22 protein-coding genes are annotated in these 22,123 nt (G+C 71.6%); 15 read left to right on the top strand and 7 right to left on the bottom strand.

The window, feature by feature from the left end; genetic code table 11:
* Positions 1-152: 152 nt before the first annotated feature.
* Both ACIA47_RS04950 and ACIA47_RS04945 read left to right on the top strand, forming a co-directional pair.
* Positions 153-791 (top strand): DUF6642 family protein, encoded by a 639-nt coding sequence (locus ACIA47_RS04950; protein ID WP_091393643.1) that lies wholly within the window; start codon positions 153-155, stop codon positions 789-791.
* Positions 792-833: 42 nt separating this feature from the next.
* Positions 834-1,298 (top strand): PPOX class F420-dependent oxidoreductase, encoded by a 465-nt coding sequence (locus ACIA47_RS04945; RefSeq protein ID WP_112582263.1) that lies wholly within the window; start codon positions 834-836, stop codon positions 1,296-1,298.
* Positions 1,299-1,321: 23 nt separating this feature from the next.
* Here the strand turns inward: ACIA47_RS04945 and ACIA47_RS04940 are convergent, their stop codons facing one another.
* Positions 1,322-1,963, bottom strand: coding sequence for an NAD(P)H-binding protein (locus ACIA47_RS04940; RefSeq protein ID WP_203120957.1), 642 nt, complete (start codon positions 1,961-1,963; stop codon positions 1,322-1,324).
* A 52-nt stretch (positions 1,964-2,015) separates the two neighbouring features.
* Positions 2,016-3,248 (bottom strand): serine hydrolase domain-containing protein, encoded by a 1,233-nt coding sequence (locus ACIA47_RS04935; protein ID WP_203120958.1) that lies wholly within the window; start codon positions 3,246-3,248, stop codon positions 2,016-2,018.
* A gap of 96 nt (positions 3,249-3,344) precedes the next feature.
* Here ACIA47_RS04935 and ACIA47_RS04930 point away from each other — a divergent pair, with 96 nt between their 5' ends.
* From ACIA47_RS04930 to ACIA47_RS04920, 3 genes are all read left to right on the top strand, one after another.
* The gene (locus ACIA47_RS04930; RefSeq protein WP_396705582.1) at positions 3,345-3,938 is read left to right on the top strand and encodes a pentapeptide repeat-containing protein; all 594 of its coding nucleotides are present in this window, start codon (positions 3,345-3,347) and stop codon (positions 3,936-3,938) included.
* Positions 3,939-4,137: 199 nt separating this feature from the next.
* Positions 4,138-5,079, top strand: a complete 942-nt coding sequence (locus ACIA47_RS04925) for a hypothetical protein (protein ID WP_396705580.1) — start codon at positions 4,138-4,140, stop codon at positions 5,077-5,079.
* 117 nt (positions 5,080-5,196) lie between these two features.
* Positions 5,197-5,526 (top strand): hypothetical protein, encoded by a 330-nt coding sequence (locus ACIA47_RS04920; RefSeq protein ID WP_030331319.1) that lies wholly within the window; start codon positions 5,197-5,199, stop codon positions 5,524-5,526.
* A 45-nt stretch (positions 5,527-5,571) separates the two neighbouring features.
* Here the strand turns inward: ACIA47_RS04920 and dacB are convergent, their stop codons facing one another.
* Positions 5,572-7,155 (bottom strand): D-alanyl-D-alanine carboxypeptidase/D-alanyl-D-alanine-endopeptidase, encoded by a 1,584-nt coding sequence (dacB, locus tag ACIA47_RS04915; RefSeq protein WP_396705578.1) that lies wholly within the window; start codon positions 7,153-7,155, stop codon positions 5,572-5,574.
* 158 nt (positions 7,156-7,313) lie between these two features.
* Here dacB and ACIA47_RS04910 point away from each other — a divergent pair, with 158 nt between their 5' ends.
* Entirely contained in the window at positions 7,314-8,387 is a 1,074-nt protein-coding gene (locus ACIA47_RS04910; protein ID WP_396705576.1) for an NAD(P)-binding domain-containing protein, read from the top strand.
* Between the two features lie 192 nt (positions 8,388-8,579).
* Positions 8,580-8,861 (top strand): adhesin, encoded by a 282-nt coding sequence (locus ACIA47_RS04905; RefSeq protein ID WP_030331312.1) that lies wholly within the window; start codon positions 8,580-8,582, stop codon positions 8,859-8,861.
* 8 nt (positions 8,862-8,869) lie between these two features.
* On the opposite strand, the gene ACIA47_RS04900 is transcribed toward ACIA47_RS04905, so the two are convergent.
* Positions 8,870-9,940: a hypothetical protein gene (locus ACIA47_RS04900; RefSeq protein ID WP_396705573.1), complete on the bottom strand. Its 1,071-nt coding sequence runs from the start codon at positions 9,938-9,940 to the stop codon at positions 8,870-8,872.
* A 91-nt stretch (positions 9,941-10,031) separates the two neighbouring features.
* Between ACIA47_RS04900 and ACIA47_RS04895 the strand changes: the two genes are divergently transcribed.
* The 4 genes from ACIA47_RS04895 to ACIA47_RS04880 all read left to right on the top strand — a co-directional run bounded on the left by ACIA47_RS04895 (position 10,032) and on the right by ACIA47_RS04880 (position 15,017).
* Positions 10,032-10,910, top strand: coding sequence for a sulfotransferase domain-containing protein (locus ACIA47_RS04895; RefSeq protein WP_396705571.1), 879 nt, complete (start codon positions 10,032-10,034; stop codon positions 10,908-10,910).
* Positions 10,911-11,156: 246 nt separating this feature from the next.
* The gene (locus ACIA47_RS04890; protein WP_091397116.1) at positions 11,157-11,549 is read left to right on the top strand and encodes a cupin domain-containing protein; all 393 of its coding nucleotides are present in this window, start codon (positions 11,157-11,159) and stop codon (positions 11,547-11,549) included.
* A gap of 42 nt (positions 11,550-11,591) precedes the next feature.
* A complete protein-coding gene (locus ACIA47_RS04885) occupies positions 11,592-13,391 on the top strand; it encodes a glycoside hydrolase family 15 protein (protein WP_396705569.1) in 1,800 nt (599 codons plus the stop codon).
* Between the two features lie 258 nt (positions 13,392-13,649).
* Positions 13,650-15,017, top strand: coding sequence for a pectate lyase (locus ACIA47_RS04880; RefSeq protein ID WP_396705567.1), 1,368 nt, complete (start codon positions 13,650-13,652; stop codon positions 15,015-15,017).
* 51 nt (positions 15,018-15,068) lie between these two features.
* Here ACIA47_RS04880 and ACIA47_RS04875 read toward each other — a convergent pair whose 3' ends face one another.
* Both ACIA47_RS04875 and ACIA47_RS04870 read right to left on the bottom strand, forming a co-directional pair.
* Positions 15,069-16,259: a threonine synthase gene (locus ACIA47_RS04875; protein ID WP_396705565.1), complete on the bottom strand. Its 1,191-nt coding sequence runs from the start codon at positions 16,257-16,259 to the stop codon at positions 15,069-15,071.
* A gap of 14 nt (positions 16,260-16,273) precedes the next feature.
* A complete protein-coding gene (locus tag ACIA47_RS04870; RefSeq protein WP_396705563.1) occupies positions 16,274-17,317 on the bottom strand; it encodes a DNA polymerase ligase N-terminal domain-containing protein in 1,044 nt (347 codons plus the stop codon).
* A 94-nt stretch (positions 17,318-17,411) separates the two neighbouring features.
* Between ACIA47_RS04870 and ACIA47_RS04865 the strand changes: the two genes are divergently transcribed.
* From ACIA47_RS04865 to ACIA47_RS04855, 3 genes are all read left to right on the top strand, one after another.
* A complete protein-coding gene (locus ACIA47_RS04865; protein WP_203120964.1) occupies positions 17,412-18,200 on the top strand; it encodes an aldo/keto reductase in 789 nt (262 codons plus the stop codon).
* A gap of 125 nt (positions 18,201-18,325) precedes the next feature.
* A complete protein-coding gene (locus ACIA47_RS04860) occupies positions 18,326-18,478 on the top strand; it encodes a hypothetical protein (protein ID WP_396705561.1) in 153 nt (50 codons plus the stop codon).
* Complete coding sequence (locus tag ACIA47_RS04855) at positions 18,478-19,443, top strand: N-acetylmuramoyl-L-alanine amidase (RefSeq protein ID WP_203120965.1); 966 nt, start codon at positions 18,478-18,480, stop codon at positions 19,441-19,443. Before ACIA47_RS04860 ends, ACIA47_RS04855 begins: the two co-directional genes overlap by 1 nt.
* 56 nt (positions 19,444-19,499) lie before the next feature.
* Here ACIA47_RS04855 and ACIA47_RS04850 read toward each other — a convergent pair whose 3' ends face one another.
* Positions 19,500-20,621: a cellulose binding domain-containing protein gene (locus ACIA47_RS04850; protein ID WP_396705558.1), complete on the bottom strand. Its 1,122-nt coding sequence runs from the start codon at positions 20,619-20,621 to the stop codon at positions 19,500-19,502.
* Between the two features lie 297 nt (positions 20,622-20,918).
* Here ACIA47_RS04850 and ACIA47_RS04845 point away from each other — a divergent pair, with 297 nt between their 5' ends.
* Positions 20,919-22,025, top strand: coding sequence for an FAD-dependent monooxygenase (locus ACIA47_RS04845; protein ID WP_203120970.1), 1,107 nt, complete (start codon positions 20,919-20,921; stop codon positions 22,023-22,025).
* Positions 22,026-22,123: the final 98 nt, after the last annotated feature.

The following is a 22,123-nucleotide window of genomic DNA, read 5'->3' as shown; positions in this document are numbered from 1 at the left end:
CGGCTGATTTGCGAAACAGCCATTTCCCACCGATCACCCCTCCTGCGGCCAAGTGCACCGAACGTCGCAATCTGCCCCACGGAGGGTGATGTTCCCGGGGCGGTGGCGGCCGGTAACGTCAGCTCCGGGGCGGCAGACTGGCGGAGGTGCGCGTGGCACGCGGTGGCGTCTTCTGTGTCGAGGGTCAGTGGCACCGTGACCTCAACGAGCGGGGCTCGGTCCTGCCCACGCTGGAGCTGCTGGAGCGGCTGGGCAAGATCCGCTTCATCCACAAGGACGCGGCCACCCGCGACGAGTTGTTCTACTTCCTGGACCGTTGGCTGCTCAAGCAGTACGCCGACCACCGGGTCGGCTTCTTCGCCATGCACGGTGAGCCGAGCCGGCTCTGCCTGACCGACTGGCAGTCGGTGGAGTTGAACGAGGTGGCCGAGCTGATGGCCGGCCGCGCGGAGGGGCGGCGACTCTATTTCGGCAGCTGCTCGGTGCTGCGCGCCTCGGACGCGGTGCTGCGCGAGTTCCTGGAGGTCACCGGAGCCGCTCTGATCTGCGGTTTCACCCGGGAAGTCGACTGGGTCGAATCGGCGGCGTTCGAAACCGTGCTCCTCGACGTGCTCGCCAACGGCCAGCGACACAATGCCGCCGAGCTGCGGATGGGCTCCGCCCACTGGGCTCCGCTCGCGTCGTACCTCGGCTTTCGGGTGATCTACGCCAACGGTCGGGCCTGGCGTCCGTCCGGCCGTCCCCGGGTGCCCACCCAGGCGGTGCACCGCGCCGCGGCTCGACCCCGCTGACCCGCCGGCGCCGCTGCGCCCGCACCCTGGTAGGAACGGGGAATGGCACGCAGCATCGCAAGGAACACCCGGGTCGACCGGGACGGCCTGCTCGACTTCCTCCGGCCGCGACACCGCGTCGTGCTGATGACCACCCGCGCCGACGGGCGACCGCAGTCCTCCCCGGTCTCCGCCGGGGTCGACGGACAGGGGCGGCTGGTCGTCTCCACCTACCCGGAGCGGGCCAAGGTGAGCAATCTTCGCCGCGACCCCCGGGTCTCGGCCTGCGTGCTCAGCGACGACTGGAACGGCCCCTGGGTGCAGATCGACGGCACCGCCGAGGTGCTCGACCTGCCCGAGGCACTGGAGCCGCTGGTCGAATACTTCCGCAGCATCTCGGGTGAGCATCCGGACTGGGACGACTACCGGGCGGCCATGGTGCGTCAGGGCAAGTCGCTGATCCGGGTCACCATCGACGCCTGGGGTCCGATCGCCACCGGTGGCTTCCCGGCCCGCCTCGCCGACTGACCGCGGCTGGCCCCGCAGCCGGGTCAGTACGCGGCGGTGAAGCGGGCGTTCGGGTGTCGCGGCTGCTCGATCTCGTCGATGATCGCCACCGCCAGGTCCTCATAGGTGAGCACCGAGCGGCCCTGAGCATCGGTGACCGGCTGGTCGGTGCCGGTGCGGTAGTGCCCGGTGCGAGCGCCGGGGTGGAACTCCAGCGGGGGCGGCGAGACATATGTCCAGTTCACCCCGTCGGCCGCGGCGCGGTAGTAGTCCAGCGCGTCCGCCTGGCCCAGCGCCGATTCCCGGTACTCCGCAGGGAAGTCCGGTTCGTCGAGAATGCGGGTGCCGCCCGGGGTGAGCAGGGTGGACCCGCCGCCCAGGTGGATGATCCGCGGTGCGGCAGGCATCCCGCGCAGCGTGGTCACCAGGTTCTCCGCCGCGTTCCGCCACAGCTCGCGCTCGCCGCCGCCGATTGCCACGACCAGCGCGTCGGCGTCCGGCGCCAGTTCCCGAACACTCCGCTCGCTGGTCGCGTCGCCGGTGACCGTCCGCACCCCGGCCGGCAGATACGAGGTGGCCTCCGGGCGACGGACGGCGGCGATCACCCGGTGCCCCCGGTCGACCGCCTCGGCAACGACCCGCGAACCGGCGGTGCCGCCCGCGCCAAACACGACGATGGTGCTCACCAGCTCAGGCTAGGGACTGGTCCAGCTCCCGGTTGGTGGAACGACGATCCCGTCAGTCGATCAGGGCGGCGTAGACGAGCTGGCGCAGCTGGGAGCGGAGCGGGTAGGTGCTCGACGGCATCAGCTGCGTGAACAGCAGCGCGGTGATCTCCTCGGCCGGGTCGACCCAGAACGCGGTGCTGGCCACCCCGCCCCAGTAGTACTCGCCGACGCTGCTCGGCACCCGGCTGGGGATCGGGTCGTCGACCACCGCGAAGCCGAGGCCGAAGCCGATCCCGTCCAGGGTGGTCTCGGCGAAGCCGCCGGTGGACAGGGTGCCCAGGTCCTGACCGCCGGGCAGGTGGTTGCGGGTCATGAACCGCACAGTGCGTGGCCCGAGTAGCCGGACGCCGTCCAGCTCGCCGCCGCGCAGCAGCAACTGGGTGAATCGGTGGTAGTCGGCGGCGCTGGAGATCAGGCCGCCACCGCCGGAGAGCAGGGCCGGCTTGCTGAACGCGAGCGACCCCAGGCTGTCGTAGCGGACGGCCCGGCCGCTGCGCGGTTCCGGTACGTAGAGCGCTGCCAGCCGCTCGGCCTCGTCGCCCTCTACCCACCAGCGGGTGTCGGTCATGCCGAGGGGGCCGAAGATCCGGTCGGCGAAGAACGCGTCGAGGCTCTGCCCGGAGATCACCTCGACGAGTCGGCCCAGCACGTCGGTGGCGACGGAGTAGCCCCACGCCGAGCCGGGCTGGAACAGCAGCGGCAGCTCGCCGAAGGCCGCGCAGGCGCCGGCCAGGTCGACGTCCGCCGGCGGGTACAGGTCGTAGCCGGCGGCCCGGTAGAGGCCGTCGACCACCGAGGTCTGCATGAAGCCGTACGTCAGGCCGGCCGTGTGGGTGAGCAGGTGCCAGACCCGGATCGGCTCGACCGCCGGCACGGTGTACGGCTTGAGCGCCGACCCCTTCGAGTAGACCCGCAGGTCGGCGAACTCGGGCAGCCAGCGGCTGATCTCGTCGGTCAGCTCGAACCGGCCCTCCTCCCACAGCATCATCGCCGCGACCGAGGTGACCGGCTTGGTCATCGAGTAGATCCGCCACAGGGTGTCGGCCTCGACCGGGGCGCCCGACTCCCTGTCGCGCAGCCCGTACGTCGAGGAGTGCGCCACCTCGCCGCGACGGGTGACCACCACCTGCCAGCCGGCCAGCCGGCCGTCGTCGACGTACCGGCCGAAGTGCTCGTCGATCCGCGCCAGCCGCGCCCTGTCGAAACCGATCTGATCCGGGTCCCTGCTCCGAGCCACACTCACGCCGCCGAACGTACTCGCCCGTACACCGCCACCGGAAGGGGGCCGGCGCCGGCCTGCCGGCCGTCGGCTGTCGGCGGCGCCCACTAGCCTGGCCGGATGCCGGAGTTGACCGAGGACGTGACCTTCCGCAACGAGGACTGGTACGGCGAGGAGCTGACCGACCGGCACTTCGTGGGTTGCGAGTTCTTCGGGGTGGATCTGACCGAGGCGGTGAGCAGGGGCGCGGTCTTCACCGGGTGCACGTTCGGCAACGTGGCGTTCAACGCCTCCCGACATGTCGACTCCGCCTTCACCCGTTGCGTCTTTCGGCGGTGCAACTTCTTCGAGGCAGAGTTCACCGGCTGCAAGCTGGTCGGCAGCACCTTCAGCGAGTGCGATCTGCGCCCGTTGACGGTGGACGGCGGTGACTGGTCCTTCGTCGCGTTGCCCGGTGCCGACCTGCGTGGCGTCCGACTGACCGGGGTGCGCATGCGCGAGGTGGACCTCACCAGGGCCAACCTCACCGGTGCTACGGTCACCGCTGTCGATCTTTCCGGGGCGCAGTTGACCAACGTCCGGCTCGGCGGTGCCGACCTGCGGGGCAGCGATCTCACCGCGCTGGACCCGACGGTCGTCGAACGGGCCGGTGCCGTGATCGACGTCGAGCAGGCCGTGGTCGTCGCGCAACTGCTCGGCTTCCGGATCGGCTGAGCCGAAAGGCGCTCCTGGTCTGCCGAAGTGCCCGTCCGGGCGGGCCGGGTTGTCCGACAGCGTCCCATTGTGGGCTGGACACGTCCGGCAGTCCGGATCTAGCGTGTCGTCCACGCTCGGGTAAACGTGAAACTGCCCACAGTGGATGGTGTGGTCCTCGGCGGTGCAAGACGGCCGGGCGGCGGAGTTGGAGGGGTCGGTGGCGGACGAAGACCGCACGCGGGCTGGTTCGAGGGCTGGCGACGCGCCGCCGAAGCACCGTCCGCGTGCCATTACCGCCGGGTTGACCCGCAGCCTGTTGCGCCGCGCCCGACAGCGGCGGCGCTGGGCGGTGGAGGGAGCCGCCGTGCTCGTCTGCCTGGTGGCGTTGATCTCGTACCTCGCCACCCGGTCTGGTCCGGCGCCCGACGACGACCAGGCGGGTCCGGGCGGCGTGCCCGCCGGTGCCGTACGTTCCCCCGGTTTCCCGGCCGCCGACGGGCGCACCGGCGAGGCGGGGCCGGCGACGCCCGGCCTGCGTCCGCGTCAGCGCCCACCCTCGCCCGACCCGACGCCGTCGGCCAGCACGCCTGCCCCACCACCGGTGAAGCCCCATTCGCCGGCGCTGACGGTGAGCCGGGGCGAGATGCCCGCCATCGTCGACCTGACCGCCGTTGGCGCCCGGGACTGGGTGCACTGGGGGGAGCGCGGCGCCAGGTCGATGAACCGCAAGCGCTCCGGCTCCGGCGAGATCATCGACGGGGGTGGCCCAGGCCGGCGGGTCGGTTGGGACGGCAACCAGGAGTACGTGCGCTGGACCGACGGCACGCCGGAGCGGTCGACGAACGGCAGTTCCAACGGCGTCTACGCCTGCGGTGCCGGGAACGGGTTCAGCCTTGCCGTCGCCGGCAGTGGTGAGCCGCGCACGGTCCAGCTCTACGGCGGCATCTGGATGGCGCGGGGGCGACTGGAAGCGCGGCTGTCCACCGGCGGGCCCGCCAGCACCGCCCGACTGGAAGACCCGTACACCAGTCAGAGCGCCCAGTTCACCATCCGCTTCACTGTGCCGAAGGGTGCCCGGCTGCTGCTGAGCTGGACCGTCGAGAAGGTCTTCACGCCGCACTGCGGCAACGTCGGCCTCCAGGCCGTGACGGTGCGTTGACTGACTGACTGATCGCTGCGCGTTCGGACGGCGGGACAGTTTGTCCGTCGCGGACTGTCGAATGCGTCGTAACTTTCTGCTGTCCCCATCCGACCATCCAGTGTGGAGGCAGCGGAGATGAGTAGCAGCACCGCCCACCGCGTCCGTCGTGCCGCTTCGTCCGGCACCGGTGAAGCGTCTGGGGAGGTTCTTCGCGACATCCCCCTGCCGCCGTACGTGACGGGCGAGGACACCCAGTTCGCCGTACGGGCGGTGGTGGTGCACGCCCCCCGACGATGGTCCGGGGGTGTGGTCTGCCGTAACGATGCCAGCCCGCACCCGTGCCGCCTGCACCGCTGGGGCACCCGGGTGCTGGCGCTGCGCGGGCTGCGGGCCGCTGAGATCGCCGCGCTCATCGAGCGAGGTGACCCGACGGCGGTGGTCCCCCCACCGGACCGTCCGGCCTGAGCGCTCGCCGGGCCGGGAGGCGCGTTCGCGCCTCCCGGCCGTCGCTCAGCAGGTGATCGGTTTGACCCAGGAGCACTCGACGCCCTCCGGGGTGCGCGGCGTCTCCGGCACCGCCGGCGGGGCCACCCGTGCCGTCGACGCACCACCCTCGCGGAAGCCGGCCAACGCCACGGCGATCTGGTCCTCGAGCGACTTCACCGACGCCGTGAGGTAGTTGTTCAGCAGGATGGAGAACGCCAGCAGGCGACCATCGGCGCTGGTGACGTAGCCGGAGAGCCCGGAGACACCGGTCAGGCTGCCGGTCTTGGCGTGCACGTTGCCCGCGGCCGGCGTTCCGGCCATCCGGCTGCGCAGGGTGCCGCCGACGAATCGCTCGGGCTGACCGGCGATCGGCAGCGCCGCGTACCAGGTCGCGAACCACGGTTCGGCGCGGACGGCGCTCAGCAGGTCGACGAATTCCGTCGCCGGGATCAGGTTGCGCCGGGACAATCCTGAGCCGTCACGCTGGCGGAGTCTCCCGGTGTCCATTCCGGTGTCGGCGACATACTCGCTGATCGCTGTGAGACCGGCCGTCCAGGTGCCCGAGCCGGAGAGCACCCGCCCGATCTCCTTGGTCAACACCTCGGCGTGTCCGTTGTTGGACAGCTTCAAGAACGGCGTCATCAGCTCACCCAGGCTCATCGAGTCGTGGCGCGCCACCGGCTGGGCCGTCTCCGGGGTGGGCTGGCCGAGCACGGTCCGGCCGAGCACCCGCACGCCGTGCCGGTGCAGCGCCGCCCGGAACACGTCGGCCGCGTAGCCGGTGGGCTCCCAGACGGTGACCCAGTCGCTGGCGGGCTCGCCGCCGACGGCGATCTGACCGGTCACCACGACGGTGTTGCCACCGTGCTCGCGCTCGATCGAGATCGAGGTCTCGCCGTCGCTGACCGTGTGGGCGCGGTTGTCGACGCGGACGTACCCGGTGGCGGGGGTGGTGGTGACCACCGGCGGGGCGCCGGCCCGGTCGGCCGGTGCGGCGTGCACGATCACGGTGCCCGCGTCGTAGTCGGTGTCCGGGGCGACGGTCAGCGCGGAGACCTGGGCGGCGTAGTAGTAGGGCTCGTCGTCCCAGGTCCAGTCGGGGCCCAGTCGGGTGCGGTCGTAACGGGTGTCGTCGGCGACCAGGTTTCCGGTGACCACCCGCACGCCGTCGGCGGCGACCTGCGCGGCGAGCGCGTCGTAGTCGGTGGCGAGCATTGTCGGGTCGCCCCCGCCGCGCAGGTAGAGGTTGCCGGAGAGCAGGCCCGCACGGCGCTTGCCGCTGGCCCGTACGTCGGTGCTGAAGCGGTGGCCCGGACCGAGCAGCTCAAGGGCGGCCGTCGAGGTCAGTAGCTTGGTGTTGGACGCCGGAACCAGCCGGCGGTCACCGTTGCGGTCGTAGAGCGTCTGTCCCGTGCTGGTGTCGACCACGACCACCGACGCCTGCGCGCCGGCCAACCGGGCGTCGGCGAGGATCGTGTCGATGGTCGCACGCAGGTGGGTCGTCGCGGGGGTGGGCGACTCGGCCGTGGCACCGGGCGCGGCAGCCGTGGCCGCGGTGGCGACCAGCGCGAGCAGTGCGAGGGCCCGGGGAAAGTGACGGCGATGCATCTGCTGATGCTGCCACGGAGATATTCGCCGGAGAAGGCCCTCAGGCGAAAGATATTGCCGTCTGGGTTATTTCGGTGGTCGAAGCCGGGATGGCAGGCTGTGATCGGCGCGACGGTCGAGGCGGGCACAGCGGTGACATCCGGGGCGTTGTAGCCCACGTGGACACCCACTCCGCGGACGTCGTGGTGATCGGCGCCGGTCAGGCCGGCCTGAGCGCCGGCTATCACCTGCACCGCACCGGCTTCGCGCCCGGCAGCGGCTTCGTCATCCTCGACGCCGACAACGGGCCCGGCGGCGCCTGGCAGCATCGCTGGCCGACGCTGGTCTTCGACCGGGTGCACGGCTTCCACGACCTGCCCGGGCTCCCGCTCCCGCCCACCGAGCCGCAGCGCCCGGCTTCCGAGCAGGTCCGCGCCTACTTCGCCGCGTACGAGAGGGCCTTCGACCTGCCGGTGCGGCGACCGGTGCGGGTCCGGGCCGTGCGCTCCCGCCCCGACGGCCGGCTGGATGTGCACACCGACCAGGGCACCTGGACCGCCCGCGCCTTGATCAACGCCACCGGTACCTGGACCCGACCGTTCTGGCCGCACTACCCGGGCCGGTCGACGTTCCGGGGACGCCAGTTGCACACCGCCGACTACCGAGGGCCGGCCGAGTTCATCGGCCTCCGCGTGGTGGTGGTCGGCGGCGGCACCTCGGCCGTGCAACTGCTCGGCGAGGTCTCCACCGTCGCGGCGACCACCACCTGGGTGACCCGCCGGCCGCCGACGTTCAACGACGAGGAGTTCGGCCCCGAACTGGGTCGGGCCGCTGTGGCCCGGGTGGACCAGGCGGTCCGGGCCGGCCGACCGCCGGGCAGTGTGGTGGGCGTGACCGGTCTTCCGGTCACCCCGGAGGTACGCCGACTGCGCGAGCACGGCGTCCTCGACCGGCTACCCATGTTCGACCGGATCACGCCCGACGGGGTGGCCTGGACGGACGGGAGGTTCGTGCCGGCGGACATGATCCTGTGGTGCACCGGCTTCCGGGCGGCCATCGACCATCTCGCCCCGCTGGGGCTGCGCGCGCCCGGCGGCGGTATCACGATGGACGGCACCCGGGTGGTCGCCGACGCGCGGGTTCACCTGGTCGGGTATGGCCCCTCGGCCAGCACGATCGGTGCCAACCGGGCCGGCCGCGCGGCGGTCAACGAGATTCGCGCCTGGCTGACGCCGGCCCCCGCTCTCCACTGACCTGGCTCTATTTGACGGATGGTCCGCCAGCGGGCACGGTGGGAGTGACGGGGCCATCAGCTGCCCCGATTCGATGCGACGGCGATGACCGTTCGCCCCTCTGCCGCCTCCCACGTGTGCTCGTACGCGGGCCGACTGTCCGGTCCGCGCGGTATCCGACCGCGAGCCGAGAATCCACGAGGAGTTCCATCAATGCTCACCATGACCGACAACGCCGTGCTCGTCATCCGTGACCTCGCCAACCAACAGGACGTCGCCCAGGACGGCGGTGTGCGTATCGCCGCCGACACCGAGGCGGGCTCGCTCACCGTCGAGCTGGTGCCCGAACCGGTACAGGGCGATCGGGTGGTCGACAACCAGGGCGCCCGGATCTTCCTGGACGAGGACGCCGCCGAGCTGCTCGGCGACGCGTCGGTGGACGCCACGGTCGACGACGAGGGCGTCATCCAGTTCGGCTTCACCGAGAAGCAGTAGAGCCGGCTTCACCGCAGCGATCGTCCCCGCTGCGGTGGTGGCCCCTGCCCGGGGTGCCACCGCGGCGCGCCGTCGCCGGCTCGATGCAACAGCGTGGCGAGCACGTGGGCCAGGTGGTGCGAGGTGCTCCACGCCGCCCAGTTGGCGGTCGAGCCGGCCCCGGCGCCCCGGCGGGCCCGGCGCAGCAGCTCATGGTCACCCCAGGAGAAGGCCGCCCCGGTGGTAGGCCAGTGCGGTGCCGACACCAGCGTGCGACACAGGTCGGCGAACCTGTCGTCGCCCCGGCCGCCGCGTCGCGCCCAGCGGTAGACCCACCAGCTGCCGTCGTCGGTGTAGCGCACGGTCGGCAACCGGTCGCCGGGGTCACCGGTGCCCCGCCCGGCCGGCTGGACGCCGTAGTCGCCGTAGTCGACCCCGGCGTCGGCCAGTCGTCGCCACAGTTGCCAGTCCCAACGGTCCAGCTGGACCGGCTCGTCGGTGGGCAACCGGGACAGCGTCGGCGGCATACCGCCCGCCGCCACCGTCACCGACCGCCAGGCGTGTCGGCGCGCCCAGTCCAGCAGGTGGCGTACCCGGGGCTCGGCGGTCCGCACGTCCGCCGGGCAGCAGACGTCACCCGCGTCCACCAGCAGGTCGCACTCCTCCGGGGCGAGGCCGGTGAACCGCCAGATCCGTTCCACAGCGGTGGTGCTCGCATCCGGCCCGGCCCGGTCCTGGCCGGCCCGCAGCCGGATGAGTGCGCGCCGGCCGTACGCCCGCGCCGCAGCGCCGTGCGCGACCAGCCGGTGGTCGCTCTCGCAGAGACCGATCACCGGCACCACCGGTACGCCCCAACGCGTCAGCTCCGCCTCGGGGATGTCGGGCAGTGCGCTGACGTCGATGGCGGGCAGCAGCCCGGATGGCAACCGTCGAATGGTGTCCAGCGTGGACCGACCGATAGCGCCGATCTCCAGGATCGGGGCGACCAGTGCGGCGTACGCGGGATCGAGGTGGCTCAGGGCCTCAAGCTCGCCTCGTCGGCTGGCGAGGATGGGGCGGTAGACCGGCGCCGCCGCCCGGCCCCCGTGGGCGGGCACCATAGTTCAATCTAGCCAGGCGTACGCACATCCCCCAGGAATGTAAGCCGGAATTCGGCTGCTGCACTGTCGGTTCGGCGACTACCATCCACCGATGCCCACGCCGATTCACCGTTACCAGTCCGACGAAGAGGACAGCGCGCGGTGGACCGGTTTCCCGTTCCGCGACGGCGACATCGTGATCAGCACCCGGTCGAAGAGCGGCACCACCTGGATGCAGATGATCTGTGCGCTCCTGGTGCTGGGCACCCCGGAGTTGCCGGCGCCGCTGACCGTGCTGTCGCCGTGGCTGGACTGGTTGGGCGAGCCGCAGGCCACGGTGCACGACCGGCTCGCCGCCCAGCCACACCGGCGGTTCATCAAGACGCACACCCCGCTGGACGGGGTGCCGCTCGACCCTCGGGCGCACTACGTGGTGGTGGCCCGGCACCCGCTGGACATGGCGGTCTCCCTCTACCACCAGAGCGCCAACCTGAACCGGGCGCGCATCGCCGAGTTGACCGGCCAACCCGCCCCGGCCGGGCCACCCCGGGGGCGGCCTCCGGTGCGGGAGTGGTTGCTGAGCTGGGTCGACCGGGAGGTGGACCCCCGCGTCGAGCTGGATTCGCTGCCCGGGGTGCTGATGCACCTTAACGACGCGTGGGCCCGCCGGCACGAGCCGAACGTCGAGCTGGTGCACTACGACGACCTGCTGGCCGATCTGGGCGGTGAAATGCGCCGGCTGGCCGACCGGTGGAAACTCCCGAGCCCGCGGCCGGAGTTGGTTGAGGCCGCCACCTTCGGTCGCATGCGGGAGCGTGCCGACCGGCTCGCACCGGACACGCTCGGCGTGCTGCGTGACCGGCAGGCGTTCTTTCGCCGGGGAGGCTCGGGTCAGGGACGTGACCTGCTGGACGAGGCCGGTCTCGCCCGCTACCAGCGACGGGTCGCGGCGCTGGCTCCGCCGGACCTGCTCAGCTGGCTGCACCGCTAGTCCGTTGGGCACACAAGAGCGCGCGGCGCCGTTTCGACAGTGGTCGGAACGTCGCCGCGCTCTGGCCGTCTCCCACCACCGCAGCCGTTCGGCGGTACGCCAGCGGGGACCTGGCTCGACCGGCCGTTCGTGCCGGTCCGCTTCTCGATCCCCGGTCCGTGCGGATCCAAACCCGCCAACCGTGGGGAATTCCACCATCCGCCAGTCCCGGCGTGACGCGCCGCCGGACGGGGTATGAGCGTGGACATGGAGCATTTCACTATCGCGACTGTCGCCGAGAAGAGCCCGGATTTCCGGCGCGTGCTGTGGACCGGTGAGCACACCCAACTGGTCATCATGACCATCCCCGCCGATGGGGAGATCGGCGAGGAGGTGCACGAGGACATCGACCAGATCCTCACCTTCGTGAGCGGCGTCGGCGAGGCGCGGGTCGCTGGCGCGAAGCGGAAGGTCGTCGCGGGCGACCTGGTCGTGGTGCCAGCGGGCACCAAGCACAACTTCGTCAACACCGGTCCCAACCCGCTGGTGCTGTACACGGTCTACGGGCCGCCGGAGCACGCCGACAAGGCCGTGCACAAGACCAAGGAAGAGGCCGACGCGGCCGAGGCGGCGGGCGAGGACGAGCCACCGACCGAGTGAGCCGTCCGGCCTGATCCGGGCCGATGCGGGTACCCCCGGCGGGTGGAGCAGCAGCCGCAGATCTCCGACTACGGGTTCCTCTCGGACTCTCGTTCGGGCGCCCTGGTCGGCAAGGACGGCTCGATCGACTGGTGGTGCCCGCACCGGTTCGACGGTTCGTCGGTGTTCGCGCGGCTGCTCGACCCGGGAGCTGGCCACTTCCGGCTGGCGCCGATCGGGGTCGGCGGCCCGGGTCACCGGGTGGAGCGCGCGTACCTGCCGGACACGTTGGTGCTGCGGACGGTGCACCACACCCCGCACGGCAGCGTGGCGGTCACCGACGCGCTGGCCGCCGAGGTCGGCGCACGCGCCCACGAGCTGGGCAAGAACTCACCCGCCGTGCTGATCCGGGTGGTCGAGGGGCTCTCCGGGCGGGTGCGGATGGCGTTGGATTTCGCGCCCCGCCCGGAGTACGGCCTGCTCACGCCGTACCTGCACGAGCAGCCGGACGGCGGGGTGCTGGCCGGCGCCGGCCCGGTGGTGCTGGTGTTGCGCGCCGGGGGTCTGCACCTGCGGGCGGGCACCGACCGGGTGACCCACGAGTTCGAGGTCTCGGCCGGTCAGGTGATCGGGATGGACCTCGCGTTCGGCGAGGCGTACGGCGAGCCGCCGGCCCGAGTGGACCCGCTGACCACCCTCGCCGAGACGACGCAGGCGTGGCGGGCGTTCCGGGAGACGCACACGTACTCCGGCCGCTACCCCGAACTCGTCACACACAGCTCGACGGTCCTGACCGGCCTCACGTACGCCCGCAGCGGCGCTGTCGCCGCCGCGCTGACCTCATCTCTGCCGGAGCAGATCGGCGGCGACCGGAACTACGACTACCGCTACTCCTGGCTGCGGGACTTCTCATTGACCATGCGGGCGCTCTGGGTGGCGGCCTGCCCCGACGAGACGTCCCGGCTGTTCACCTGGGCGACCCGCTCGATCGGCCGGTTCGGCGACGAGCCCGTGCCGGTGCTCTTCGGGCTCGAGGGAGAGCGTGACCTCTCCGAGCACCACTGCAACCACCTGCGCGGCTACCGCGACAGTCGGCCCGTGCGGGTCGGCAACGACGCCTGGCGGCAACGGCAGCTCGACGTGCCGGGTGAGGTGATGTCGGCGGTGTGGCGGCTGCGCGACTACCTGGGCGCGCGGTTCGAGGACGAGCTGCGGGAGATGGTGCTCGGGTTGACCGAGCAGGTGGCCGCGACGTGGCGGCTGCCGGACCGGGGCATCTGGGAGACCCGCGACGAGGAGCGCCACTACGTCTCGTCCAAGGTGTCCTGCTGGTTGACCATGGACCGGGCGGTGGGGCTCGCCGACCGGCTCGGTGATCGGGCCGACCCCCGTCGCTGGGCGCGGGTACGCGACGAGATCCGCGACACAGTGCTGCGCGAGGGGTGGAACGACCGGATCGGGGCGTTCACCGGCGCGTTCGGGTCGGCGGAGCTGGACGCCTCGGTGCTCGCCCTGCCGGTCACGCACTTCCTGCCGGCCACCGACCCGCGGATGCGCTCGACCATCGCGATGGTCGAGCGCGAGCTGGGCACCGAGGACGGCCTGCTGCGCCGCTGGACGACCGACCCGGCCGGATTCCTGCTGTGCTCGTTCTGGCTGGTGGAGTGCCTGGTGATGACGGGCGAACCGCAGCGCGCCGAGGCGCTCTTCGAGCGGGTCGTCGGGTACGCCAACGACGTGGGGTTGTTCAGCGAGCAGATCGACCTCACCACCGGGATGCAGCTCGGCAACACCCCGCAGGCGCTCTCGCACATCGGGCTGATCAACGCGGCCTGGCGGATCACCGAGCCGGAGAGCTACTGATCGCTCAGCGTTACGTCGCGGCCGGAATCCTGCAACAGACCTGCAAGCGCCAGGCATTGACGCTGATGGTTGGACCGTCCTAGCCTCGAAGCATCGGGAAAGCCCTTTCCCCAGGGCTTCGATCCCGCTTCACTCCGCTTCGGATCCGGGCGTCCGGCGGAGGCGCACACCGATCCCGTTCAGCGCAGCACGCCGATGCGAACACGTCTCGGTACGGCGGCCGAGGGATCACCACCACATGCGTCAAGGAGGACACCTGTGCAGAAAAGACGACTCTCCGGCCGCCGACCACTCCTGCTGGCGGTGGGTGCCGGGGTGACCGCGGCGGCCCTCGCCGCCGGCATGAACTCGGCCTTCGCGGCCACCGTCTTCAACGACGACTTCAACGACGGCAACACCTCCGGCTGGTCCAAGTCCGGCGGCACCTGGACCGTCGACGGCTCTGGCGTGCTCAACCAGTCCAACGCCGGCAGCGAGCTGGCCCGCCAGTTCGCCGGCCAGACCAGCTGGACCAACTACTCCGTGCAGGCCCGGGTCAGGCCGACGAGCTTCGGCTCGTCCAGCGCCCTGGTCGGGCTCGCCGCCCGCTCCACCAGCAGCACCAAGATGTACCGGCTGGCCCTGCTCGGCTCCGGCCGGACCGAACTCCAGGCCGTCAACGGAAGCTCCGTCACGGCGATCGGTTCCGCCTCGATCGGGGTCGGCGCCGGCACCTGGTACACACTGCGCATCGAGACCAGCGGCAGCACCATCCGCGGCTTCGTCAACGGCACCCAGATCGCGTCCGGCAGCAACAGCCTGGCCGGTGCGGGCCGGATCGGCCTGGTCACCGCGTACGCCAGTGGCGGCTTCGACGACGTGCTGGTCGACTCGTCCGGCGGCGGCACCCCGACCACACCGCCACCGACGACCACTCCGCCCCCCACCACTCCGCCGCCGACCACCACACCTCCGCCGGCTGGCTGGCCGACACCCACCGGCAGCCAGAAGGTGGACGCCACGATCCCGGTCTCCGGCTCCTTCGACGGTGGGCTCAAGCGCTACTACGGCATCGGTGACGGCGGGCAGAGCGAGAGCCAGGACCCGATGTTCGAGCTGGCCGCAGGCGCCACCCTGCGCAACGTGATCATCGGTGCTCCGGCCGGCGACGGCGTGCACTGCGAGGGCAACTGCACCCTGATCAACGTCTGGTGGGAGGACGTCGGCGAGGACGCGGCGACCTTCCGCGGCGGCACCACGTACACCGTCGACGGCGGCGGCGCCCGCTCCGCCAGCGACAAGGTCTTCCAGCACAACGGCTCGGGCACCGTCTACATCAAGAACTTCCGGGTGGAGAACGCCGGGAAGCTCTACCGGGCCTGCGGCAACTGCTCCACGTCGTACCAGCGGCACGTGGTGATCGACAACGTGATCGTCCGCAACACCGACGCGATCGCCGGCATCAACACCAACTGGGGCGACACCGCCCGGTTCAGCCGGATCACCATCGTCGGCGACCCGGACCGGGAGACCTCGATCTGCGTGAAGTACAAGGGCGTGCCGAAGGGCAGCGAACCGACCGAGATCGGCGAGGGCGCCGACGGCGTCAACTGCCTCTACTCGCCCTCCGACATCACCTACCAGTAGACCGGCACGACGGCACCCCGCGAACCGCCCGGTCCGCGGGGTGCCGCCATGTCACCCCATCAGGGGTACGCCGGAGACGTCGACAGTGTCCGGATACTTCAGCCCGGCACCGGTGTTGAGCACCACCACCCGTTCGCCGGCCCGGATCCACCCGCCCGCCCGCAGTTGCCGGGCCGCCGTGAGACAGGCCGCCCCCTCCGGGCAGAGCAGCAGCCCCTCCCGGGCGGCGAAGTCCCGCAGATCGGCCAGGATGTCCGCGTCGTCGACGGCGACCGCCGTGCCGGAGGACTCCCGCAGCGCTGCCAGGATCAGCTCGTCGCCCAGCGGGGCCGGCACGGTGATGCCGAACGCGACGGTGTGCGCGTCCGCCCACGGCTGCGCCCGATTCTCGCCGGCGGCGAAGGCCCGCACGATCGGCGCGCAGCCGGTGGACTGCACCGCCACCAGGCGGGGCAGCTTGTCGCCGATCCAGCCCAGCTCGCGCAGCTCGTGCAGGGCCTTGTGGATGCCGATCAGACCGACCCCGCCGCCAGTCGGATAGATGATCACGTCCGGCGTCTGCCAGCCGAGCTGCTCGACGATCTCGTACCCCATCGTCTTCTTGCCCTCCAGCCGGTAGGGCTCGCGCAGGGTGCCAGCGTCGAAGATCGTCCCGTTCGACTCCGCGATCAGCTCGGCCACCCGCCGACCGGCGTCGCCGATCAGCCCGTCGACCAGGCGCAGGTCGGCACCGGCGGCGACGCACTCGCGCCGGCAGATGCCCGGCGCCTCCAGTGGCATGACGATTGTCGCGCCCATCCCGGCCCGCGCGGCGTACGTGGCCCAGGCCGACCCGGCGTTGCCGTTGGTGGGCATCGCGATCCGCTCGACGCCCAGCTCGCGGGCCCGGCTCACCCCGACCGCCGCGCCCCGGGCCTTGAACGAACCGGTCGGGATCAGCCCCTCGTCCTTGACCATCAGGTCCGCGATGCCGATCTCGGCGCCGTACGCCGGGGCGCGCAACAGCGGCGTCCAGCCCTCGCCGAGCGTCGTGACGTGCCGTGGGTCGCCGACCGGCAGCAGCTCGCGGTAGCGCCACAGGTCAGCCGGACGCAGCGGGAAGCGTTCCGGGGTGACCGCCTTCGCCACCGCCGGCAGGTCGTAGCGGGCCAGCACCGGCGAGCCGCACCCGCAGAGGTTCTGCAACTGGTCGGCGGAATGCTCCCGCCCGCAGCGCGGACAGTCCAGGTGAGTCAGGTACACGTCGCTCCTCGCCGTCACACAGCGTCGATGCTCAGCCAGTGCCGGCTGCGCCGCCCCGGCTGGTAGACCGAGTCCAGTCGCTTGGCGACCACGCCCGGCAGGCCCTGTTCCCGACCGGCACGCAGGGCCTCGTCGCCCGTGCCCGGGAACCACGGCGGAGTCTGCCAGTGCGTACCGGACAAGACCAGCCCATCGAGCAGCTCCCGGCGTTGCGCGTACGGCACGTCGACGCTGCTCACGCCCTCCAACCAGAGCAGGTCGACGATCAGGTACTGGGCGCCGGCGGGGACCCGGCTGCCGGTGGCCGGCCGGACCGGGCGGACCCGCCCGGCACCGTCGATGCGGACCAGCACACCGTCGAGCACCGCCTCGGTGGGCGCGAGCGCCTCGGACATCGGGCGCAGCCACGGATACCCGGCGGTGATCTCCTCGTCGGTCTCGGAGAGCAGCCGCAGCCGCCCGCCGGAGACGTACGCCATCGCCCGGACGCCATCCCAGCGCAGCTCGTACCCCCAGGCGGCGCGGTCGCGGGGGAGCCCGGCGGCGGACGTGGCGTGCATCGGTCGGACCAGATCCGGCATCGCTGTCCAGCCCGGCGGCGCGGGGTCGGTGCGGCGGACCATCCAGTCCCGCCCGCCGGTGGCGAAGAGGACGTAGCGGCCGGCGGTCCGCTCACCGGAGAGCGTCACGATCACCTCGTCGTCGCGCCACTTCTCGCAGCGGTAGGTGCCCCGGTCGTGGATCAGCATCCGGCCGCCGCCGTACTCGCCGGCGGGGATCTCGCCGGCGAAGTCGAGGTACTCCATCGGGTGGTCCTCGGTGTGTACGGCGAGGTGGTTGCGACCCGGATCGCGGGGGAGACCGCGTGGCACCGCCCAGGACGCGAGCACGCCATCGCGTTCCAGGCGCAGGTCCCAGTGCAGGCTGCGGGCGTGGTGCTGCTGGATGACGAAGCGGGCGGCGTCGGGGCCGGCCGACGGAGGGCTCTCCAGCGGCACCGGCTCGGGCGTGCGGGCCGCGTTCCGCCGTCGCCGGTACTCCTCCAGCCGGTCGGTCACACAGGCATTCTCCGGCAAACCGGACCAGCGCGCTGGACGCCGGAGTGTCCGGTTCGCTCGGCGACCAAGGGCGCGGCGGGGTAGAACGGACCTCATGGACCTCACCGACCAGCCCACCGCCCTGCTCCCCGGTGACGTGCGGATGCCCCTGCTCGGCTTCGGCACCTGGCAGGCCACCGGCCAGGCCGGTTACGACGCCGTGCTGGCCGCGCTCGACACCGGCTACCGGCACCTCGACACCGCCACCGTGTACGGCAACGAGCGGGAGGTCGGCCGGGCGGTGCGGGAGAGCGGGCTGCGCCGGGAGGACCTCTTCATCACCACCAAGCTCCCGCCGGATCGGGTGGGCCGGGAGCGCGCGACGCTGGAGGCGAGCCTGGAGGCGCTCGGCGTCGAGCACGTCGACCTGTGGCTGATCCACTGGCCGCCGTCGTCGCCGGGGGACAGCATCCCGCTCTGGCGCGAGCTGCTTGCCGCCCGCGACGAGAACCTGGCCCGGGCGGTCGGGGTGAGCAACTACAGCACCGCGGAGATCGATGAGCTGATCCAGTCCACCGAGGAGAACCCGGCGGTCAACCAGATCCGGTGGAGCCCGTCGCTGTACGACCGGCAGCGGCACGCCGAGCACCGGGACCGGGGCGTGGTGCTGGAGGGGTACAGCCCGTTCAAGACCAGCGATCTCAGCGACCCGGTGCTGACCAGGATCGCCGGCGCGCACGGCGTCTCCCCGGCGCAGGTGGTGCTGCGGTGGCACATCGACCACGAGATCGTGGTGATCCCGAAGTCGGTGACCCCGGAGCGGATCACCGCCAATTTCGACGTCTTCCACTTCTCGCTCACGGCGGAGGAGATGCGCGACATCGACGCGCTCGGCGAGGTCTGATCGGCGGTTTCTTTCAGCCTGCGGCCCGGTGATGAAGGGTATCGACATCGACGTACATGACGGTATAGCGTCCCCGTCATCACGTTCGTCGATCCGTTCGTACCTGCCGTCGCTGGAGGATCGCCATGGCCCGAACCCCGTCCATCCGTCTGCCCCGCCGTGGGGTGCTCGGCATCCCCGCCCTGGTGGCCGCCGCGCTGACCGTCGTCGCCCGCCCCACTGCGGCGAGCGCCGCGCCGAAGGCCGAGTGCCTCGCCGACCTGCTTCAGGACGCCTGATGGCGACGATTCCCTGGCTGGTGGACGTGCTGCGCGCCGCCGGCGTCCAGGTCGTGGTCGAGGGGGACTGGCTCAACCGGATGCGGCCCGGCTCGTTCGACCCGATCGGGGTGCTCTGGCACCACACCGCCTCGACCTCCAGCGCCAGCAACCCGCACCCGGCGCTGGGCATCTGCATCAACGGCCGGTCCGACCTGCCGGGCCCGCTGTGCCAGGCGCTCGTCGACTACAACGGTGTCTTCCACGTCATCTCCGCCGGCCGGTGCAACCACGCCGGGGTCAGCGGCGGCAGTGGGCCGATCCCGGCCGGTGACGGCAACACCCTCATGATCGGGTGGGAGATCGACTACAACGGCGTCAACCAGGAGATGACCGCCGCGCAGTACAACGCATCGCTCGCCGCCACCGCCGCCGTGCTCACCCGGCTCGGCCGGGACAGCAGCTACGCCCGGGGCCACCGGGAGACCAGCACCACCGGCAAGATCGACCCGTCCTTCATCGACCTGAACGTCATGCGCGCCGACGTGGCGGCGAGAATGGCCGGCGGCGGGACAGCCTGGTCCTCCACCGTGGACAACACCACCGGCGGTCGGTTCACCGCCAGCGCCAACTGGGGCGTGTCGTCATACTCCAGTCAGCGCTACGGCGCCGACTACCGGTACGCGGACCCGGTCGCCGCCAGCGACGTCGCGTGGTACCGGTTCAACGTCCCGGCCACCGCCAACTACCGGGTCGACGCCTGGTGGCCGGCGAACTCGGGCTACAACAGCGCCGCCCCGTACATCGTCGCCACCAGCACCGGCAACCAGACCGTGCGGGTCGACCAACGGGTCACCGGCGGGCAGTGGCGAATCCTCGGCACGTTCACGCTGCCGGCGGGCGACGCCAACCGGGTCGGCGTGAGCCGGTGGAGCAACGCCGCCGGCCTGGTCGTCGCCGACGCCGTACGCCTCACCCGCGTCTGACCCCGACCTCGTGAGCGGTGGGGGCGCGACCGGATGGTCCCGCCCCCACCGTCAGTTCAGGAGCGGGAGCAGGTTGCCCCGTTGAGCGAGAAGCTGGTCGGCGACGAGTACGACCCGCTCAGCGTCCCCTGGTAGCCGAAGCTGGCCGTGCCGCCGGGTGCGACCGACCCGTTGTGGCCGACGTTGCGGGCGGTCACCGTCGACCCGCTCTGGCTCACCGTGGCGTTCCAGGCGTTGGTCACCTGCTGACCGCCGGGCAGGCCGTAGGTCAGCGTCCAACCGTTGATCGCGCTGGAGCCGGTGTTGGTGATCTGCACGTCGGCCGTGAAGCCGTTGTTCCACGAGTTCGCCGTGTACTTCACCGCGCAGCTCGCGCCACCGCCCGGCGGCGGGGTCGTCGGGTTGGTCGGCGGCTGGCCGCCACCGTTGACGTTGGCCGAGAACGAGGTCACCGCGAGGCCGACGCCACCCTGCCAGGGCTCGAAGCCGGCCTGAATGCTGGTCAGGTACCAGGAGTTGGTGATCGCGCCCCGGTTGCGGGTGTCGTTGATGAAGTCCAGCACGCTGAAGTTCAGGCTGGAGATCGCCGACGACGCGACGTAGGAGATGACGTTGTTGGAGCCGTTGCTGCCCCGCCAGACCTCCCAGGTGCGGCCGGCCAGGTTCGTGGTGCCGACGACCGAGCCGATGGGCTGGATCGGGCCCTGCCGGTTGAGCCAGATCATGATCTCCATCTGGTTCACCCCGTCCCGCTTGGGCGACGGGTCGAGCCAGATGTCGTACGACGCGTTGTAGGTGGCGCCGCTGACGTAGCGGTAGGAGATGCTGCTGGTGGCGCTGCTGATCTGGCTCACCTGGATCGGCAGGTTCGTGCCGGGGGAGCAGTTGGTGTAGTGACAACCGAAGAACACCGAGGGGTACGCCGTGGGCGCCCCGTTGGTGGGGCTGCTGCCGTTCTGGGTGGTGATCTCGAAGCCGTTGCTGGTGACGTTGATGCACTGCTGGGCGGTGGTGCCCCAGCGGTTGTTCTGCACCACGTAGCGGCCCTGGATGGTGGTCGAGCCGTACTGTTCGCAGATCAGGGTGTCCGCGGAGGCGCTGCCGCCGAGGGCCACTGCCACCAGCGAACTGGCGACCAGCAACCCGGCGGCGGCCAGGGCCCGAAGTTGACGTTTCATGACGCTCCTTGACTCGGCGCGTGCCGGGCGCCGGATGTGGTGGGTACTGCGGGAGCGCTCCCACGCTCAACGACACATTTACATGTCTGAAACTGGTACGCAACCGTCCGCGTCGAACTGGTGAATTGTGAGGATTGCCATGCCCCGCCGGACGGCTGGCGACGGACGGCCAGCCAAGCGGTGCGGTCGCCGACGAGCGGCGGGGTGCGGACCGATTGGGCCTGGTGTGCGCCGATCGCTCCGAGTAGCGTGTTGCCTCCAACGCGTTCCGCTCCCCCTCCGGAGGCGTACACCACCATGGGTGGCTCCCCCCTGCGCATCCTCGTCGTCGGCGCGGGCATCGCTGGCCTCGCCGTGGCCCGGGCGCTGCGCCTGGCGGGCTTCCGGCCGGACGTCACCGACAAGCTGCCACCGGGGGAATCTTCCGAGACCGGCCTCTACCTGCCCGGTAATGCCGCCCGGGCACTGCACCGGCTCGACCTGCACGACCCGGTCCGGCCGACCGGGCAGGTGATCCACCGGCAGCGGTTCTTCGACGCCGCGGGCGCGCAACTCTGCGAGGTCGACCTCGACGCCCTCTGGGCTGGCGTCGGCGAGTGCCGCGCACTGCCCCGGGCCGACCTGCACCGGGTGCTGCTCAGCGGTGCTGGCGGCGCCGTCCGGCACGGCGCCGAGGTCCGCACGCTGAACCTCCTCCCGGGCGCGGTCGGCGTCACCTTCACCGACGGCACCACCACGGAGTACGACCTGGTCATCGGCGCCGACGGGCCACGCTCCTCGGTCCGCGCGCTGGCCGCGCTCGGTGGGCCACCACGCCCGGTCGGGCAGGTGGTCTACCGGGCCGTCCTGCGCGACGGCCCACCGGTCACCGAGTGGACCGCACTGCTCGGCCAGCGCTCCGGGTTCCTGATGGTGCCGATCGGTGCCGGGCGGCTGCACCTCTACGCCGACGAGGCCGGCACCGAGGAACCCGCCGACCCGCTGGCCCGGCTGCGGGACCTCTTCGCCGACTACCGCGGCCCGGTGCCCGAGGTGCTGGCAGCCCTCGACGAGGTGCACGTCGGGATCACCGACGAGGTGGAGTTGGGCCGCTGGTACCGGGGGCGCGTCCTGCTGGTCGGCGACGCGGCGCACGCCACCGCGCCGACACTGTCGCAGGGTGCGGCCATGGCCCTGGAGGACGCCGTGGTGCTGGCCGAGTCGCTGCGCGCCGCCAACAGCGTGGAGGCTGCGCTCGTGGCGTACGAAAGTCGTCGCCGTCCGCGTACCCGATGGGTGCGGGACCGGACCCGGGACCGCAACCGGACCAGGGACGTGCCGCCGGCGCTGCGCGACCCGCTGCTGCGCGGACGCGGCGACCGGATCTTCGGGGAGCACTACCGGCTCCTGCTCGGCCCGCTGTAGGCCCGTAGTAGATCGTGTCACGCCACCCCACGCGGCGCTGCGACCTGCCGGGGACTATCCTCCTTGCGGATGACGGCCCGCCGATAACCAGCGTGTGC

This window comes from Micromonospora sp. NPDC051227 (assembly GCF_044455385.1).
In the GTDB taxonomy this organism is placed as follows: domain Bacteria; phylum Actinomycetota; class Actinomycetes; order Mycobacteriales; family Micromonosporaceae; genus Micromonospora.
Note: the sequence above shows the minus strand (reverse complement) of the source record. Positions and strands in the feature narration are given on the sequence as shown.